Raw genomic sequence first — 15905 nt, 5'->3', positions numbered from 1 at the left:
GTAACTCCCTTGCGAACGTGTAGGCCTGTTTCGAAAGGTCAGAGGTCAACCGTGCCGCCGATGGACACCCACAGAGCATGTGCCCGCGACGAGGTGAAGCTGCCCTCCTTCGCCTGCTCTTCGAGCTCGGCGTAGGTGAGTCCGAGCTCGTCCAGGGCTCGCTGCGCGGCGTCCCGGTAGTCGGCGTCGGACACGACGATCACGATGTCGTCCTCGTGGTGCGAAATCGCCCGCTCATCGATCGTCACACTCATCGTCTCCCCCCCCCCAGACGGTTGTGGCGTGCTGCGTGACCTACACAGCACCGCGTATTCAACCGCTCGCCGACAGTTACATACCCCGGATGGCTGAATCTACCGACCCGCAGGGCTCGTCGTCGCACATCCGTCCGTGACAGATGACGTTTCACGTCGACATGAGGCTCAGCTGAACAGAACTCAGACGCCCGCGTAGGAGTGCTTGCCGGAGACGAAGATGTTCACGCCGTAGTAGTTGAACAGCCAGCAGCCGAAGGCGATCAGGGCCAGGTAGGCGGCCTTGCGCCCCTTCCAGCCGGCGGTGGCGCGGGCGTGCAGGTAGCAGGCGTAGGCGACCCAGGTGATGAACGACCAGGTCTCCTTCGGGTCCCAGCCCCAGTAGCGGCCCCAGGCGTCACCGGCCCAGATGGCGCCCGCGATGATCGTGAACGTCCACAGCGGGAAGACGGCCGCGTTGACGCGGTAGGAGAACTTGTCGAGGGAGGCGGAGGAGGGCAGCCGCTCCAGGACGGAGGTCGCGAAGGTGCCGGGCGTGCCGCCGCTCGCGAGCTTGCTCTCGTAGGAGTCCTTGAACAGGTACAGGATCGTGGCGACCGCGCCCACGTAGAAGACCGCGCCGCAGAAGATCGCCGTCGAGACGTGGATGTACAGCCAGTACGAGTGCAGGGCCGGGACCAGCTGGTCGCTGGCGGTGTAGAGGACCGTGACCGCAAGGCCCAGGTCGAGCAGGACCGTGGTGATCAGGAACAGACCGAGCCAGCGCACGTTCTTCTTGAGGGCCAGCAGCCCGAGGTACACGCCGACCGCGACCGTGGAGAACGTGATGTTGAACTCGTACATGTTGCCCCACGGGGCGCGCTCCACCGAGAGGGCGCGGGTGAGGACACCGCCGAACTCGATGAGGAAGGCGAGGATCGTGAGGGAGATGGCGATCCGGCCGTACAGGTCGCCCTGCTCGTCCCCGCCGTGCGCCCCGGGGCCGTCGGGCACGTCGCGCTGACCGGACGCGGCCCGCACGGTGACCTTCGGCCGCTCCAGCACGGCGGTGCCGCCGGCCTGGTTCACGGTGACGGCCGGGGCCGCCTTCTCGGCGTCTGTCTTGGTGGTGAGCGCGGCGGCGGTCCGGGCGACCTTGCTGCGGCTGCCGAAGAGCCATTCGGCGATGTACGCGAAGAAGGCCAGGGTGTAGACGGCCATCGCGGAGTAGATCAGGACGTTGCTGATGTTCGCGAGGTTTTCGTTGGTGGCGGCGGCGAGAGTCACTGCTTCTCAGCCCCTTCGGCAGGTACGGGGGGTTCGGTACCCGGCTCCTGATCGGGGTCGGGGGAATCTGCGGGGTCGTCGGGGCCGGGGGCGCCCGGTGCCTGCTCGTAGAGGTCGCCGGCGAGGTGGCCCAGTTCCTCGGGGACCTTGGCGGACTCGCTGCGGCCGAGGCCGGCCATCTCGACGACGGTGACGCCGTCGGCGCCCTTGACCGCGCGCACCCAGACGCGGCGGCGCTGGATGAACAGGGAGGCGGCGAGGCCGCCGATCGCGGCGAGGGCACCGGCGAGGGCCCAGCCGCTGCCGGGCTGCTGGACCACCTGGAAGCCGGCCCACTCCTTGATGTCCTTGCCGAAGGTGACCGAACCGGCGCCGTTCGGGAGCTTCATGGTCTCGCCGGGCTTGAGCAGCTTCTTGAACAGCTTGCCGTCGGAGTCCTTGAACTCCTTCATGTTGGTCCGGTCCATCTGGTACACGCTCTGCGGGATGCCGGAGTCGGCCCCCAGGTCGCCGTGGTAGGCGGACAGCGCGAGCAGCGGATTGTCCAGCGCGGGGAACTGCGACAGCATCGTGCCGCTGGCGTGGCCGCCGAAGGTCGGCACGAAGAACGCGTTGAAGCCGAGCTGTTCCTTCTTGCCCTGGGCGTTGCGGTAGCCGTCGAGGACCTTGACGACGCCGGAGGAGGTGACGTTGGAGTCGAGCGGCAGCAGCGGTACGGCGTCGTCGAAGACGACCTTGCCCCTGGCGTCGCGGACGGTGATGACCGGGGCGTAGCCGTGGCTGACGAGGTAGACCTTGGAGTCGCCGACCTCCAGCGGGTGGTTCACCTCGACGGTGTCGTTCTTGTCCTTGCCGTAGGCGCCCGTGCTGTAGGTGATGTCGGCCTGGTAGACGCGCGGGGTGCCCTTGTTGGGGCCGGTGCGCTCGTAGGTGCCGGTGAACTTCTTCAGGTTGAAGCTGAAGGGCACCAGGTCGTCGGAGCTGAAGAGGTTGCCGGACTTGAAGTCGTCGTACTGGGTGAGGGTGTTGGAGAAGCCGTAGCCCTCGACGACCAGCTTGTTGCCCTCGGACTTGTACAGCTGGCCCCAGGCGAAGGCGATCAGCATCACGATCAGGGCGATGTGGAAGACGAGGTTGCCCACCTCGCGCAGGTAGCCCTTCTCGGCGGCGACGGCGCCCCCGGTGAGGTGGGTGCGGAAGCGGCGCTTCTTCAGCAGGGCCAGGGCGGCCTGGTGGACCTGCTCGGGTTCGGCGGTGGTGCGCCAGGTGGTGTGGGCGGGCAGCCGGTTCAGCCGCCGGGGCGCGCCGGGCGGCAGGCCGCGCAGCTGGCCGACGAACTGCCAGGTGCGGGGCACGATGCAGCCGATGAGGGAGACGAACAGCAGGATGTAGATCGCGGAGAACCACACCGAGCTGTAGACGTGGAACATGCCGATCTTGTCGTAGACGTCCCCGAGGGTCGGGTGGGCCTTGCGGAAGTCGGCGACCTTCGTCTCGTCCTGGCCGGACTGCGGGATGAGCGAGCCGGGGATCGCGCCGAGGGAGAGCAGCAGGAGCAGCAGCAGGGCGACCCGCATGGACGTCAGCTGCCGCCAGAACCAGCGGGCCCAGCCGATGACGCCGAGGGAGGGCAGGCCGGGCGCCTCCTCCTTGGGCGCGGTGGACAGCTGGGAGCCGGCGTCGCCCAGCTCCTGGTCCTCGGCGGCGGAGGGGGCCGGGTCGGAGGCGGTGGTCTTGCTCATGGATCAGATCCCCACAGTGAAGCCGTCGGACCAGACCTGCATCTCCTGCACGATGCGGTCCCACGCGCCGGTCAGCAGCAGCAGACCGGTCACGATCATCATGGTGCCGCCGATCCGCATCACCCAGACGTAGTGGCGCTTGATCCAGCCGAAGGCTCCGAGGGCCTTGCGGAAGGCGACCGCGGCGAGCACGAAGGGCACGCCCAGGCCCAGACAGTACGCGATGGTCAGGACGGCACCGCGTCCGGCGCTGGCCTGGTCGATGGCGAGCGCCTGCACGGAGGCGAGGGTGGGGCCGATGCAGGGCGTCCAGCCGATGCCGAACAGGGCGCCGAGCAGGGGCGCGCCGGCCAGCCCGGCCACGGGCCGCCGGTGGAAGCGGAACTCCCGCTGGGTGAGCCAGGGCATCAGGCCCATGAAGAAGACGCCCATGAGGATCATGAGGACGCCGAGCACCTTGGACAGGACGCCCTGCTGCTCCTGCAGCGTCTGTCCGAAGTAGCCGAACAGCGCCCCGCCGGAGACGAACACGGCGGTGAAGCCGAGCACGAACAGGGAGGCGCCCGCGACCATCCGGCCGCGCCGCGCCTCGGCGAGGTCGGTGCCCGCGACGCCCGTCACATAGGAGAGGTAACCGGGCACCAGCGGCAGGACGCAGGGCGAGAAGAAGGAGACGACTCCGCCGAGCAGCGCGATCGGCAGGGCCACCAGCAGGGCGCCGTTGAGTACCGTGCCGTTGGGGTCCGCCACCGCGGCGAGCGTGGTGACTGCGCTCACGTCGCTACTCCGCTCACTTCTCGGCGACGACCGGCTTGAGCATCTTCAGCAGCCGTTCCTCGCTGAGCGCGGACAGCGAGCGGGCCGCGATCTTGCCGTCCCGGTCGAGGATGAGCGTGGAGGGGATCGCCTGCGGGTTGAGCGTGCCCTTCTTGAAGCGCAGCAGCAGCTTGCCGGTGGGGTCGTAGAGGCTGGGGTAGGTGATGTCCCAGTCCTTCTCGAAGGCGAGGGCCGCACCGGTGGAGGTGTCCCGGGTGTTGATGCCGACGAACTGCACGCCCTTGCCGGCGTACTCCTTGGAGACCTTCGCGAAGTACTTGGCCTCAGCGCGGCAGGGGTTGCACCAGGAACCCCACACGTTGAGGACGACGACCTTGCCCTTGTAGTCGGCGACGTCGAGGGTCTTTCCGGCGATGGTCTTGCCGGACAGGTCGGGGGCCGGGGTGCGCTTGCCCTGGGCGACCGTGGCGACGCCGTCGGTGCCGGTGACGAAGTTGGTGTTGCCGCCCCCGCCGGAGGTGCCGCCGGAGCCGCACGCGGTGACGAGCAGCGCGGTCGCGGCGAGGGAGGCGGTCAGGGCGGCACTGCGGCGGACACGTCGGGTGCGCTCGGTGGCACGGGTCGTGCGGTTCGAACGCTGGGGGGCGCTGGCGGCACTCATGTGAAAAGTTTCGCATGCCCGTTCTGGGGGTCTCGCCCACCCCCCTTGCGGGCGGAAAACCGCATTTCAGGCGGCGTTCCGCGAGGCCTCTCCGCCGGGCGTGGCGGCCCGGCCGGTGAACTCCCGCCAGCCACCGGCCGGCTGCTGCCCGACCCCGAGCGTGCGGAGCCTGGCGAGCACCTCGGGCTTTTGCACGTCGAGCCAGTCGGTGAACTGCCGGAAGGAGACGAGACGCACATCCGCGCCCTTCTCCTTCTCGCGCGCGATGTGCTTGAAGGCCTCCTCGACGGCGTCCATGTAGATGCCGCCGTTCCACTGCTCGAAGTGGTTGCCGATGAAGAGAGGCGCCCGATTTGTCTCGTATGCCCGCTTGAATCCCTGGATGTACGCCTGTGCCGACTGCTTCCGCCAGCCCGGGTAGTTGTGGGCGGGTGCCTTCGTGGTCGCGAGGGACTGGTTGGCCAGCATGTTGTAGTCCATCGACAGGACCTCGAAGCCGCGGCCGGGGAAAGGTATCTGCTGCAGGGGCAGGTCCCATATGCCCTGGCGCTTGGCGGGCCAGACCTGGAGGCCGCCGGGCGAGGAGGCGTCGTAGCGCCAGCCGAGCTCGCGGGCGGTGGGCAGCAGGTTGTCCTGGCCGAGCAGACAGGGCGTACGGCCGCCGACGAGCTCCTTGTCGTAGTCGAACGGCAGCGACGGCAGGTCGGTCCAGCCGGTGTTGGTGCGCCACTCCTTGACGAAGGACTTCGCCTGGTCGATCTCGCTGCGCCACTGCTGCGGCGTCCAGTTCTTGACCGAGCCGTGGGACTCGCCGCAGAAGTGGCCGTTGAAGTGGGTGCCTATCTCGTGCCCCTCCAGCCACGCCCGGTGGACGTTCTTCAGGGTCGCCTTGACGTGGTCGTCGGTGAGGTAGCCGATGTCGGAGGCGCCGCGCGGGTTGTTCGGCGGGTCGTAGAGGCGCTTCTTCGACTCGGGCAGCAGGTACAGCCCGGACAGGAAGAAGGTCATGCTCGCGCCGTGCTCCTTGGCCAGGTCCAGGAAGCGCGGGAAGAGGCCGTTGCCGACCTCGCCGGCGCCGTCCCAGGAGAACACGACGAACTGGGGCGGGGTCTGACCCGGCTCCAGCGGCTCGGGCCTGGCGGGCTGGTGGGGCTGCTTGCCGGTGTGGCTGGTGGATCCGTCGCCGATGGGGCGGGCGGTGGGCTTCTGCTTCGGCTTGGACCCGCCCTGGACGGAGTCGCCGCCGGAACCGTCGGCGTGGCCGGAATCGTCCGAGCCCGTGAGACCGCCGCATCCGGCGAGTGAGACGGCGGCGGCGGCTCCCGCGCCGAGTCCGAGCATTCCCCTGCGGGAGAGAGCGCGCATGGCATCCCCGATTCGTCACGTCGTGCTGGTCACCCAGTCAGAGGCCGTGACGAACGGGGAGGTTCCGCTGAAATGCGCAGATTCCGTAACGAAGTAGTCGTAAGCGCTCATAAGGGGGCGAACGAAAGGCCTTGCGCGCCTGCCGAACGCCCCCGTACGCGGGGGCCGGGGTGTTACGCCCCGTAGGCCTTGGCCTGTCCCTTCACCGGCTTGGCACCGGCGAGGAGGTGGGCCGGGACGAGATCGCGGGCCGGCTCGGTGTAGCCGACGGAGACGATCCGGTCGCCCTGGTACGTGAACGTCGTCAGGGACGCGAGCGTGCACTGGCGCTTGCGCGGGTCGTGCCAGAGGCGGCGGCGCTCGACGTAGGACCGGACGATCCAGATGGGCAGCTGGTGGCTGACCACGACCGCCTCGTGCCCGCGGGCCTTGTCCTTCGCCGTGCTCAGCGCGCTCATCATGCGGACGACCTGGTCGACGTACGGCTCGCCCCAGGACGGCCGGAACGGGTTGACCAGGTGCTTCCAGTTGCCGGGGTTGCGCAGCGCCCCGTCCCCGACGCCGAACGTCTTGCCCTGGAAGATGTTGTCGGCCTCGATCAGCCGCTCGTCGGTGGCCAGGTCCAGTCCGTGCGCCTTGGCGATCGGCTCGGCCGTCTCCTGCGCCCGCTCCAGCGGCGAGGCGACGACGTGCGTCACGTCGCGGCCGGACAGGTGCTCGGCGACCCGGTCGGCCATCCGGCGCCCCAGGTCGGAGAGGTGGTAGCCGGGGAGACGGCCGTAGAGGATGCCGTCCGGGTTGGCGACCTCGCCGTGCCGCATGACGTGGACGACGGTGATGTCCTCGGCGCTGTTGTTCCGCTTCTCGCTCATGCCGTGGCCTCCGCAGCCGCCCGGGCCGCCGCCGGAAGGGCGTCGGCGATCTTCTGCACGGCCCGCTCGTCGTGCGCGGTGGACACGAACCAGGACTCGAAGGAGGACGGCGGCAGGTAGACGCCGTCGGCGAGCAGCGAGTGGAAGAACGCGGTGAAGCGGAAGGACTCCTGGGTCTTGGCGTCCTCGTAGTTGCGCACGGGCCGGTCGGTGAAGAACACCGAGAACATGTTGGAGGCGTTCTGCAGCGTGTGCGCCACGCCCTCCTTGGCCAGGGCGCCGGTGACCAGCCCCTGGATCTCCTTCGACACGGCGTCGACCTTGGCGTAGGCGGCGTCGTCGAGGAGCCGCAGCTGGGCGAGCCCGGCCGCGGTGGCGACGGGGTTACCGGAGAGGGTGCCGGCCTGGTAGACAGGCCCGGCCGGGGCGAGGTGGGCCATGACGTCCGCGCGCCCGCCGAAGGCCGCCGCGGGGAAGCCGCCGCCCATGACCTTGCCGAAGGTCATCAGGTCCGGGACGACGCCGTCGACCCCGAACCATCCGGCCCGGCTGGTCCGGAAGCCGGTCATGACCTCGTCGGAGATGTAGAGCGCGCCGTTCTCGGCGCAGAGGTCCTTCAGGCCCTGGTTGAAGCCCTCGGCGGGCGGTACGACGCCCATGTTGCCCGGGGAGGCCTCGGTGATCACGCAGGCGACCTCGCCGGGGTGCGCCAGGAAGGCCTCGCGCACGGCGTCGAGGTCGTTGTACGGCAGCACGATCGTGTCGCCGGCCTGGGCGCCGGTGACGCCCGGGGTGTCGGGCAGCGCGAAGGTGGCGACACCGCTGCCGGCCGCGGCGAGCAGCGAGTCGACGTGCCCGTGGTAGCAGCCGGCGAACTTGATCACCTTGGTGCGCTGCGTGAACCCGCGCGCCAGCCGGATGGCGGACATGGTCGCCTCGGTCCCGCTGGAGACGAGCCGCACCTGCTCCAGCGGCGCGACGCGGGCGACCATCTCCTCGGCGAGCGCGACCTCGCCCTCACCGGGCGTCCCGAAGGACGTGCCGCGGGAGACGGCGTCCTGCACGGCGGCGATGACCTCGGGGTGGGAGTGCCCGAGGATCATGGGCCCCCAGGAGCACACGAGGTCGACGTACTCCCTGCCGTCGGCGTCGGTCAGATAGGGGCCGGTGCCGGACACCATGAACCGCGGCGTGCCGCCGACGGCTCGGAAGGCCCGCACCGGTGAGTTCACGCCGCCGGGCGTGACGGCCGCCGCACGGTCGAACAGAGCCTGCGAGGCCGGTGCTTCATACGGATATGTCAGTTCGCTCATGACCTGCGACTTCTCCGACCTTCTCCGACGCTGTCGGGCTCCGGGTGCCAGTGACCTGTTCAGGGTAGGCCAGGGGCGCGTGCGGACGGGGCACGGGACAACCGGCCCCGTGGTCCCCGTCGTCTGCGAGACTGGACCCCGATACACACAGCTCGCACGGCCCCGGCGTGGTCGGAGGCTGCGGACATCCCGCGGACAGTTGTTTCAGCGCACGTTTCGGCGGGCGGCCGTGGGGGAGGTCACTGACACGATGATCGGGTTGCGCGGCGGGGGCGACGCGTTCTGGGAAAGCAGTCGGGTGGAGATATGCATCGCGGTGGCGGACTGGGCGAGGGGACCGATGACCTGGGTCCTCGACGTGCCCGGCGGGGACGGCACCGGCGCGAGGCGGAGGACGCTCAGGAACCGCGCCGGGCACAGGGTTCACCGGGTGAACCGGAGCGGGCCGCCGGACGTACTGAACGTCGGATGGACGATCTTCCTGAACCTCAGGGGGACGATCTTCGGGCCGGGAGCAGCGGGAATGGTGGTCGGGTGGGGGTGACGTACAAGTACTTCGGCGCGCCCGACGGTGCGACTGCGGCCCGTGTCCCGATCTCGATGCGTCCCGAGGAGCTCGGCGGCGACGAGCTCGGCATGAACGGCATGTTCACGAAGATCAAGCCGGAGACCATGGCGGCGATGGTCCTCACGGGCATCGAGGGCGTCCCCCTGCACAAGGTCCCCCCGCTGGAGCTCGTCGTCCTGCACCCCGACTACGCCGTGGTCAAGCTGCCGATGACGGTCGTCGACCCCTTGCGCGGCATCGGCGAGGAGGCGGTGGGCGCGGCGGCCTTCATCTGGTCGACGGTCCCCGACCGGGGCGGCCCCCGGGACGCGTTCAACGTCTACCAACTGCTGCACGAGTGGCAGGACTTCTCGCACCGGCTGCATGAGGCGGGGCATCAGCCTTATTGCCTGGTGTGGCCCTGAGCTGGGGTTTCACGGGGTTCGGGCGGGGTCTTCGGGCCTCGCCCTTTTGCATGCCCGGAAGGGGCCGTCAGGCGGCCGGGGCACATTGACGTTGCTGGGGGTGCTGATGTGCCCTGCCCCCCTCCCTCGCCCGGCGGATCCGTACGGGGATCAGGACATGGTGCCCCGGCACACCGTGCCCGTGGCCGGGGTGCGGCCCGTGCGGAGGTACTGGTTGACGGCCTCCGTGACGCAGCGGTTCTGCGGGTAGGTGCCGTGGCCCTCCTCCTCGGCCGTCAGGAGCACGCCGACACCGTCGCCCAGCTCGCGGGCCATGTTGCGGGCACCGGGATACGGAGTGGTCGGGTCGCCGGTGCCGCCGACCACCAGGACGGGGGCCGCGCCGTCGGCGTTCACCTGAGGCGTGACGCGTTCGCCGTCGAACGGCCAGTCGTAACAGAGGTAGACGCCGGCGGACCAGGCCGCGCCGAAGACGGGCGAGGCGGCCTTGACGCGGGCCTCGTCCCGGTCGAGGCGTTCGAAGTCGGGGCGCAGGCTGGAGTCCGCGCAGGTGATCGCGGTCTGGGCGACGCGGCTGAGGTCGGACGGGGTCGCCGCACGGTCGGCGGAACCCATGTCGGCCGCGCCGTTGCTCAGCGGACCGCCGTCATTGTGGTCGATCAGCGCGGTGAGGGCCTTGGCGAGCGGCGACCAGCCGTCCGTGCCGCGGACGAGATGATCGCCGACGGTGTGCGCGAGGTCGTCGGCGTCCAGCTTCCTTCCGCCGCCGGCCGGGGCGGGCTTCTTCTCCAGGCGGTCGGCCAGGCGCGCCATGCGTCGCGCGGCCTCCTCGGGCCCGTCGCCGGTCGGGCAGTGGCGGATACGGGCCGCGCAGTGCGCAGCGAACCGGTCGAACGCCGCCTGGACCGCCTTGACCTGCGACACCTGCTCCTCGCTGAGGTCCTCGGTCGGATCGACGGGCGCTTCCAGGACGAGCCGCCCGACGTGCGACGGGTACAGGTGGGCGTAGACCGCGCCGAGCGCCGTTCCGTACGAGACCCCGAAGTAGTGCAACCGCTCGTCGCCGAGGAGGTAGCGCATCAGGTCGAGGTCGCGCGCGGTGTGCGAGGTGCCGACGTACGGCAGGAGCGCCCCGGAGTGCTCGGCGCAGGCGTCGTTCCCGCCGTAGCCGGTGTCGTCCGCGGTCTTTCCGCAGCGCACGGGGATGGTCGCGCCAACGCCGCGCGGGTCGAAGGAGACCAGGTCGTACCGGTCGAGGAGCGGCTTGTACTGGCTGATTCGTGCGGGCAGTCCGCGCACGCCGGACACGCCGGGGCCACCGAAGTTGAGGACGAGCGAGCCGATGCGCCGCGCGTTCGGGCCGGTGGCCTTGCGGCGGATCAGGGCGACGTCGATCGTCCTGCCCTCTGGTTTGCGGTAGTCGAGGGGGGTCTTCATGACGGCGCAGTCGTAGCCCGTGCGCGCGGTGGGCGGTGAGGTGCAGGGGGACCAGTGGAGGCGCTGGCCGGTGGTGAGCGCGGTGGGCAGACCGGCGGGCGGGTTGTCCGCGGTGAACTCCGTACGCGGCTCCGCACCCCGGCCGGGAGCGTCGTGCCGGAGCCAGGCGCCGACGGCCCCGATCGCGACGAGGACGATCCCGGCGATGATCAGCGCACCGGCCGAGAGGCCCGGTCTGCGGCTTCGTATCGGATGTGCGTCACTCATCGAAATCCCCCGCGCTCCCGCCCCTGGACGCCCGCCCCGCGCTCGCATGCCGTGTTGGTGATCGTCCGGTCGTCGAATGAGTGCAGAGTACAAGCCGTCCACGACGGCAGCTCGGCTCCTGGCGTCACGGGTCGTCAATCGCTGCCCGGGTGGCAGGACTTGGCAGGACTTCAGCCATCGGTTGCATGAGGCGGGGCATCTGCCGTATCGCCTGGTGTGGTCCTGTTGTCGGAGGGGCCGCTCACCTGCCGGGGTCCAGTCGTTGGGCGAGGTCGTGGGCCACGGTGCCGGTGAGGTCTCCGTCGTAGGGGCCGACGATCTCGAAGCGGCCGCCGGTGAGCGAGGTGGCCACCATGGGGGTGCCCCAGAGTTTGCCGTCGACGACGATGGCGAACTCGTTGCGCGGGGGCGGGGCCGACGCGAGGGAACGAGTGAGCGTGGCGAAACGGGCCCGGTCGGTGGGCGTGAGGGTCGCCTCCACTTTCCAACTGCCCTCGACGGTGCCCTTCTCGGCCTTCGCGGAGGAGACGCGGACCTCGCTCATGCCGCCGGCCGGGTCGGCGTGGACGCACATCGCCGGCTGGGTCTCCGTGGGGTGCACGGTGTAGCCGCCGCCGGCCCGGGTGCAGGCCCCCTCCGTCGACGAGGTGACCGGCAGGAGGGAGACCGTGGCCGCCTTCGGGGTGCCGCCTCCTTCGGCGGGCTGCACCACGTGCGCGCGCAGCGGCTCGTCGTCCGCGACGGCCACCCAGGCGGTGGCGACCGCCGCGGCGAGGGCGACTCCGACGCCTGCGCGTGTCAGCCGCTGCCGCCGCCGGGCGACCCGCAACGCGCCGTCGGCCAGGCCGGTGAGATGGGCGCCGGCGTGAGCGTCGCTCTCGCGGACATGGGTGTGCAGGGTGTCGTGCAGCACCATCTCGTGCAGCAGGTCCTCGGTCGAGTCGTTCATGCGGTCACGCCCTTCCCGGAGGCGGTGGAGGAGGCGGACGGCCCTGCCTCGGCCAGGGCGGTGCGGAGAGTGACGAGGGCCTTGTGGGTCTGGCTGCGGACCGTGCCCGGGGCGACGCCCAGGATCGCGGCGATCTCGTGGTCGGGCCGGTCCTCGAAGTAGCGCAGCACGATCACCGCACGCTGACGCTTGGGCAGCCGCCGCAGCGCGGTCATGATGTCCTGCCGCTGCGCGACGGTGTCGGCCAAGGCGGCGCCCTGTGCGGAGGGCCGGTCCGGCACGGAGTCCGTGACCGTCTCCCGCCCCCAGCTGAGCAGCCGGAAGCGATCCACCTGGGCGTGGTAGAGCGCGCGGCGCACATAGATCTCCGGCCGTTCCCGGTCACGGAGCTTGGACCAGCGTCGGGCCGTGGAGGCAAGCGCGGTCTGGAGCAGGTCCCGGCCCTGTTCCCAGTCCCCGGTCAGCAGGTAGGCCGTGTGCAGCAGCGATCTCGACCGCGCCGCCACGAACTCGCGGAACTGGCGTTCCTCGTCGGCGTTCAATGCACCCTCCCTCGTTCCCCCGTAGAGACGGGTGCGGACACGCCGTCGACTGCCCTGCCGGACACACTTTTTGAAGTGGGTGGGACGCCGGCGCCTCCGGAACCTTCGTGGTGGCCCCGCCCGTCGGTACCGTCACCGGCGACCCCGGGCCGCTCCGGCCCGGGGTGGGGGCGGGCCACCCCGGCCGGGTCTCACCGGATGCGGTTCGCCGGCTTGGTGGCGGTGTTGAGCAGGTGTTCCAAGGGGCCGCGGCGGAAGAAGCGGGACCAGATCGCGGCGAACAAGGTGGCTCCGAGGACGAACATGAGCAGGGGCGCCCAGGATTGCTGGGTGCTGGTCCCGGCGGGCACGGACAGCGCCGACTGTGCGAGGAAGTGGCCGACGTAGGCGGTCAGGGACATGGTGCCCACGGCGATGACCGGCTTCGCCAGGCGGCGCAGTCGGGGCAGGCGGTCCATCGCCACCGTCGCGCCCACGATCACGAGGATCGCGACTCCGACGCTGCCGATGATGTCGAACGTGGTGCCGCTGTGCGGCCCGGCCGTCAGCAGTGACGACGCCGGCATGTCGGGGAACGAACCGCCGTCGAGGGGCACCGATCCGCTGTCCGGGGGCATCGAACCGGAGCTCCCGGACGACGACCCGTCCTCCGCCGTGCTCCGCAACGCGCCCTTGCCGGCGAGCAACAGCGACATGCCGTATGCGGCCCCGGCGAGGGCGGCACCGAGCGCGGCCAGGCGCCGCTGGACGGTGCCGCAGGACAGGTCGAGGCGGCCCAGCGCCATGCCCGCGGTCACGAACGACATCCATGTGAGCGCCGGGTAGAAGCCGGTGAGGAGCAGATCGAGCACTCCCACGTCGCTGAGGCTGCGGAGCGGGTCGTGGGCGTTGATGCTCTGCTGGACCGACTCGCTCAGCAGCGAGGTCAGGGCGAAGGCCAGCTGCGGTGTGACGAGGGCGAGCGCGGCCGCGATGATCGCGAGTGTGCCGGCGCGCAGTCGCACCAGGGGCAGGGCGAGCAGGAAGTAGACGCCGTAGAAGCCGAGGATGATGACTCCGCCGTACTCCGTCGCCATCGCGGTGCCCAGCGCCAGCAGGACCGCGGCACGGATCGCGATGCGGGCCTTCGCCTGCCGGCCGGCCAGGCCGGTCCTGGGCTCGCGGCGGCCGGCGATCAGCATCAGTGAGAACCCGGCGAGGGTGGCGAAGAGGACCGACGAGTGTCCGTCGGCCAGGTACCGGATCCAGCGGGCGACGCCGTCCGTGGCCGACAGCGGGGGCCCGATGTGCACGACGTACATGCCGAACACGGCCAGCGCGCGGGCCAGGTCCACCCCGACGAGGCGTCCCATCGAGGGGCCGGGCGAGGCCGGCACGGCGGACTCGGGGGAGGTCCGGGGCGGTGGAGGCGAGTTCTCCTGCGGAGCTGACGTCTCCTGCGGCGGCTGTGTCTGTGTCATACGGAGAATCTCGCGCCGACGCCGGGGGGCGGACCATCCGGCAGTCTTCGGCAACGCCCCCACCGATCGGCGGGTACGGGCCTGCCGACCGGCGGAGTCCCGCCCTGAGCGGCCTCCGGTGTGCCCGGGCGACGGTCTTCTTCAGGTCGGTCAGTCCGCAGCGAGCGGGATCCGCAGCCGCACCCGGTAGCCGCCCTCGGTTGTCGGGCCCGACTCCAGGACGCCGTGCAGGATGTCGGCCCGTTCCCGCAGGCCGATGAGGCCCTGCTGCGAACCGGGCAGGGACAGGGAGGGCCGCGTGGGGGCGGTGTTGGTGACCGTCACTCCGACGTCGTCGCCCTCCTGCCACAGTTCGACGCGGGCCACGGCGCCGGGGGCGTGCTTGCGTACGTTGGTCAGCGCCTCCTGGACCGTGCGGTAGACGGCCCGTTGGGCGGGGGTGCCCACGGCGGCCGGAAGCTCACCGGTCAGCTCCGCGTGGGTGCCGCTCGACTCCACCAGGTGGTGCAGGTCGGCGAGAGTGGGCTGAGGCGTCAGCTCGGTGACGCGGCCGCCTGAGGCGCGCAACAGCGTGACCATGGTGCGCAGTTCGTCGAGTGTGGTGACGCTCAGCGAACGGATCGTGCGGGCGGCCTCTTTGGTGTTGTCGTCCTTGGTGGCGACCTGGAGGGCTCCCGCCCGTACGGCGATCAGGCTGACCTGGTGGGAGACCACGTCGTGCATCTCACGGGCCAGCTGGGCGCGTTCGCGGGCGAGCACGGCCTGGGCGTGCAGGGCCTGCTCGTGTTCCCTGGCCTCCTCGATCTCGTCCAGCCGCCGCGCCAGGTCCCGTTGGGCCTGGAGAAGCTGGCCGAAGAGGACCGGGGTCGCAGAAGTCGCCAGGCCGTACACGAAGAAGACCAGCGTCATGGTCCGGTCGGCCTCGGCCAGGGGCCAGGGGGCGCTGCCCGCGACAGCGGCCAGGGCGACGCACACCGCGAGGAGACGGCGGTTGCGGGAGCGCTCGGCCAGGGTGAAGAGCGCCACGAGCACGGCGACGGCGACGTCCTGCATCATCGCGATGGGCAGGGTGAGCAGGAACACGGCGAGCGGGAACCGGCGCCGGAAGGCCAACGCCGCGCAGCCGACCGCGGCCAGCAGGACGCCGAGGCGCGTGTGCTCCCACGTGTTCAGCCATACGTCCACGGCCGCCACCGCCACCAGAAGGACGTCGACGACCGGAGTGGGAACCCGCTTCCACGCAGCTGCGGCGCGGCTCATCGTCCGGCCTGCGACGGTGGGCGCTCGTCGAGCAGTCCGGCGCGCGGCTGCGGGCGCTCGTCCAGCAGTCCGGCCCGCGACGGCGGGCGCTCGTCCAGCAGTCCGGCCCGCTGCGCCAGCAGCGCGGCCTGCACCCGGCTCGTCACCCGCAGCTTCGTGAGGATCGCGCTGACGTGGTCCTTGACCGTACCGGCGCTCAAGTGGATGCGCGCCCCGATGTCCGCGTTGGACAGGCCCTCCGCCACCAGGACGAGGACATCGCGCTCCCGGGCGGTGAGCAGCCGGACGCGGGCCGCCACCTCGTCGACGGCCGCCCCGCTGCCGGGGTGGTTGCGCAGCAGTGTCCGTGACGCCTTGGGAGACAGCACGACACCCCCTGCGGCGAGGGTGCGCACCAGGTGGGCGAGCTGCTCCGGCTCGGTGTCCTTGAGGAGGAAGCCGGCAGCGCCGGAGTGCAGCGCGGTCAGGATGTACTCGTCGGCGTCGAACGTGGTCAGCATCGCCACCACCGGCGGATCCGGCATCGCGCGCAGCTCGCGCAGGACGGTGAGCCCGTCGACGTCCGGCATGCGGATGTCCAGCAGGGCCACGTCGGGCCGCTCCCGGCGCACCGTCTCCACGGCACCACCCCCACCGGCGGTCGCGACGACCTCGATGTCCTCGGCCGCACCCAGAATGAGTTCGAAGCCGGAGCGGACCAGTGCCTCGTCGTCCACCACCACTACTCGGATCACGCGCTCCGCCTCACCTTGGTCCATGCCGTCCAGC

General features: G+C 70.7%; 15 protein-coding genes. 1 reads left to right on the top strand and 14 read right to left on the bottom strand.

Annotated elements, in window-relative coordinates; translation table 11 throughout:
- Positions 1–38: 38 nt before the first annotated feature.
- The 8 genes from AB0B29_RS04870 to hemL all read right to left on the bottom strand — a co-directional run bounded on the left by AB0B29_RS04870 (position 39) and on the right by hemL (position 8250).
- Positions 39–254, bottom strand: a complete 216-nt coding sequence (locus AB0B29_RS04870; protein WP_362234083.1) for a hypothetical protein — start codon at positions 252–254, stop codon at positions 39–41.
- Between the two features lie 183 nt (positions 255–437).
- Positions 438–1520, bottom strand: a complete 1083-nt coding sequence (ccsB, locus tag AB0B29_RS04865; protein ID WP_362234080.1) for a c-type cytochrome biogenesis protein CcsB — start codon at positions 1518–1520, stop codon at positions 438–440.
- The gene (gene resB / locus AB0B29_RS04860; RefSeq protein WP_362234077.1) at positions 1517–3262 is read right to left on the bottom strand and encodes a cytochrome c biogenesis protein ResB; all 1746 of its coding nucleotides are present in this window, start codon (positions 3260–3262) and stop codon (positions 1517–1519) included. Before resB ends, ccsB begins: the two co-directional genes overlap by 4 nt.
- Before the next feature lie 3 nt (positions 3263–3265).
- On the bottom strand, positions 3266–4039 hold the full coding sequence (locus tag AB0B29_RS04855) for a cytochrome c biogenesis CcdA family protein (RefSeq protein ID WP_362234074.1): 774 nt from the start codon (positions 4037–4039) through the stop codon (positions 3266–3268).
- Positions 4040–4052: 13 nt separating this feature from the next.
- Complete coding sequence (locus tag AB0B29_RS04850; protein ID WP_362234071.1) at positions 4053–4700, bottom strand: TlpA family protein disulfide reductase; 648 nt, start codon at positions 4698–4700, stop codon at positions 4053–4055.
- 66 nt (positions 4701–4766) lie between these two features.
- On the bottom strand, positions 4767–6065 hold the full coding sequence (locus tag AB0B29_RS04845; RefSeq protein ID WP_362234068.1) for a hypothetical protein: 1299 nt from the start codon (positions 6063–6065) through the stop codon (positions 4767–4769).
- A 173-nt stretch (positions 6066–6238) separates the two neighbouring features.
- A complete protein-coding gene (locus tag AB0B29_RS04840) occupies positions 6239–6937 on the bottom strand; it encodes a histidine phosphatase family protein (protein WP_362234066.1) in 699 nt (232 codons plus the stop codon).
- Entirely contained in the window at positions 6934–8250 is a 1317-nt protein-coding gene (gene hemL / locus AB0B29_RS04835) for a glutamate-1-semialdehyde 2,1-aminomutase (RefSeq protein ID WP_362234063.1), read from the bottom strand. The genes AB0B29_RS04840 and hemL overlap by 4 nt, the downstream gene beginning before the upstream one ends.
- 534 nt (positions 8251–8784) lie before the next feature.
- Here hemL and AB0B29_RS04830 point away from each other — a divergent pair.
- Positions 8785–9222 carry a hypothetical protein gene (locus AB0B29_RS04830; protein ID WP_003974483.1) on the top strand — a complete coding sequence of 146 codons (438 nt, stop codon included), beginning with the start codon at positions 8785–8787 and terminating at the stop codon, positions 9220–9222.
- Positions 9223–9372: 150 nt separating this feature from the next.
- On the opposite strand, the gene AB0B29_RS04825 is transcribed toward AB0B29_RS04830, so the two are convergent.
- The 6 genes from AB0B29_RS04825 to AB0B29_RS04800 all read right to left on the bottom strand — a co-directional run bounded on the left by AB0B29_RS04825 (position 9373) and on the right by AB0B29_RS04800 (position 15895).
- Complete coding sequence (locus AB0B29_RS04825; RefSeq protein ID WP_362234061.1) at positions 9373–10926, bottom strand: alpha/beta hydrolase; 1554 nt, start codon at positions 10924–10926, stop codon at positions 9373–9375.
- 241 nt (positions 10927–11167) lie between these two features.
- A complete protein-coding gene (locus tag AB0B29_RS04820) occupies positions 11168–11875 on the bottom strand; it encodes a SecDF P1 head subdomain-containing protein (protein ID WP_362234059.1) in 708 nt (235 codons plus the stop codon).
- On the bottom strand, positions 11872–12417 hold the full coding sequence (locus AB0B29_RS04815; protein ID WP_362234056.1) for a SigE family RNA polymerase sigma factor: 546 nt from the start codon (positions 12415–12417) through the stop codon (positions 11872–11874). The genes AB0B29_RS04820 and AB0B29_RS04815 overlap by 4 nt, the downstream gene beginning before the upstream one ends.
- A 191-nt stretch (positions 12418–12608) precedes the next feature.
- On the bottom strand, positions 12609–13877 hold the full coding sequence (locus AB0B29_RS04810) for a DUF418 domain-containing protein (protein WP_362234053.1): 1269 nt from the start codon (positions 13875–13877) through the stop codon (positions 12609–12611).
- Positions 13878–14027: 150 nt separating this feature from the next.
- Positions 14028–15137, bottom strand: coding sequence for a sensor histidine kinase (locus tag AB0B29_RS04805; RefSeq protein WP_362234051.1), 1110 nt, complete (start codon positions 15135–15137; stop codon positions 14028–14030).
- The gene (locus AB0B29_RS04800) at positions 15134–15895 is read right to left on the bottom strand and encodes a response regulator transcription factor (RefSeq protein ID WP_362234049.1); all 762 of its coding nucleotides are present in this window, start codon (positions 15893–15895) and stop codon (positions 15134–15136) included. Before AB0B29_RS04800 ends, AB0B29_RS04805 begins: the two co-directional genes overlap by 4 nt.
- Positions 15896–15905 lie beyond the last annotated feature (10 nt).

Origin of the sequence: Streptomyces tibetensis (assembly GCF_040647715.1) — a bacterium.
GTDB lineage: Bacteria > Actinomycetota > Actinomycetes > Streptomycetales > Streptomycetaceae > Streptomyces > Streptomyces tibetensis_A.
Note: the sequence above shows the minus strand (reverse complement) of the source record. Positions and strands in the feature narration are given on the sequence as shown.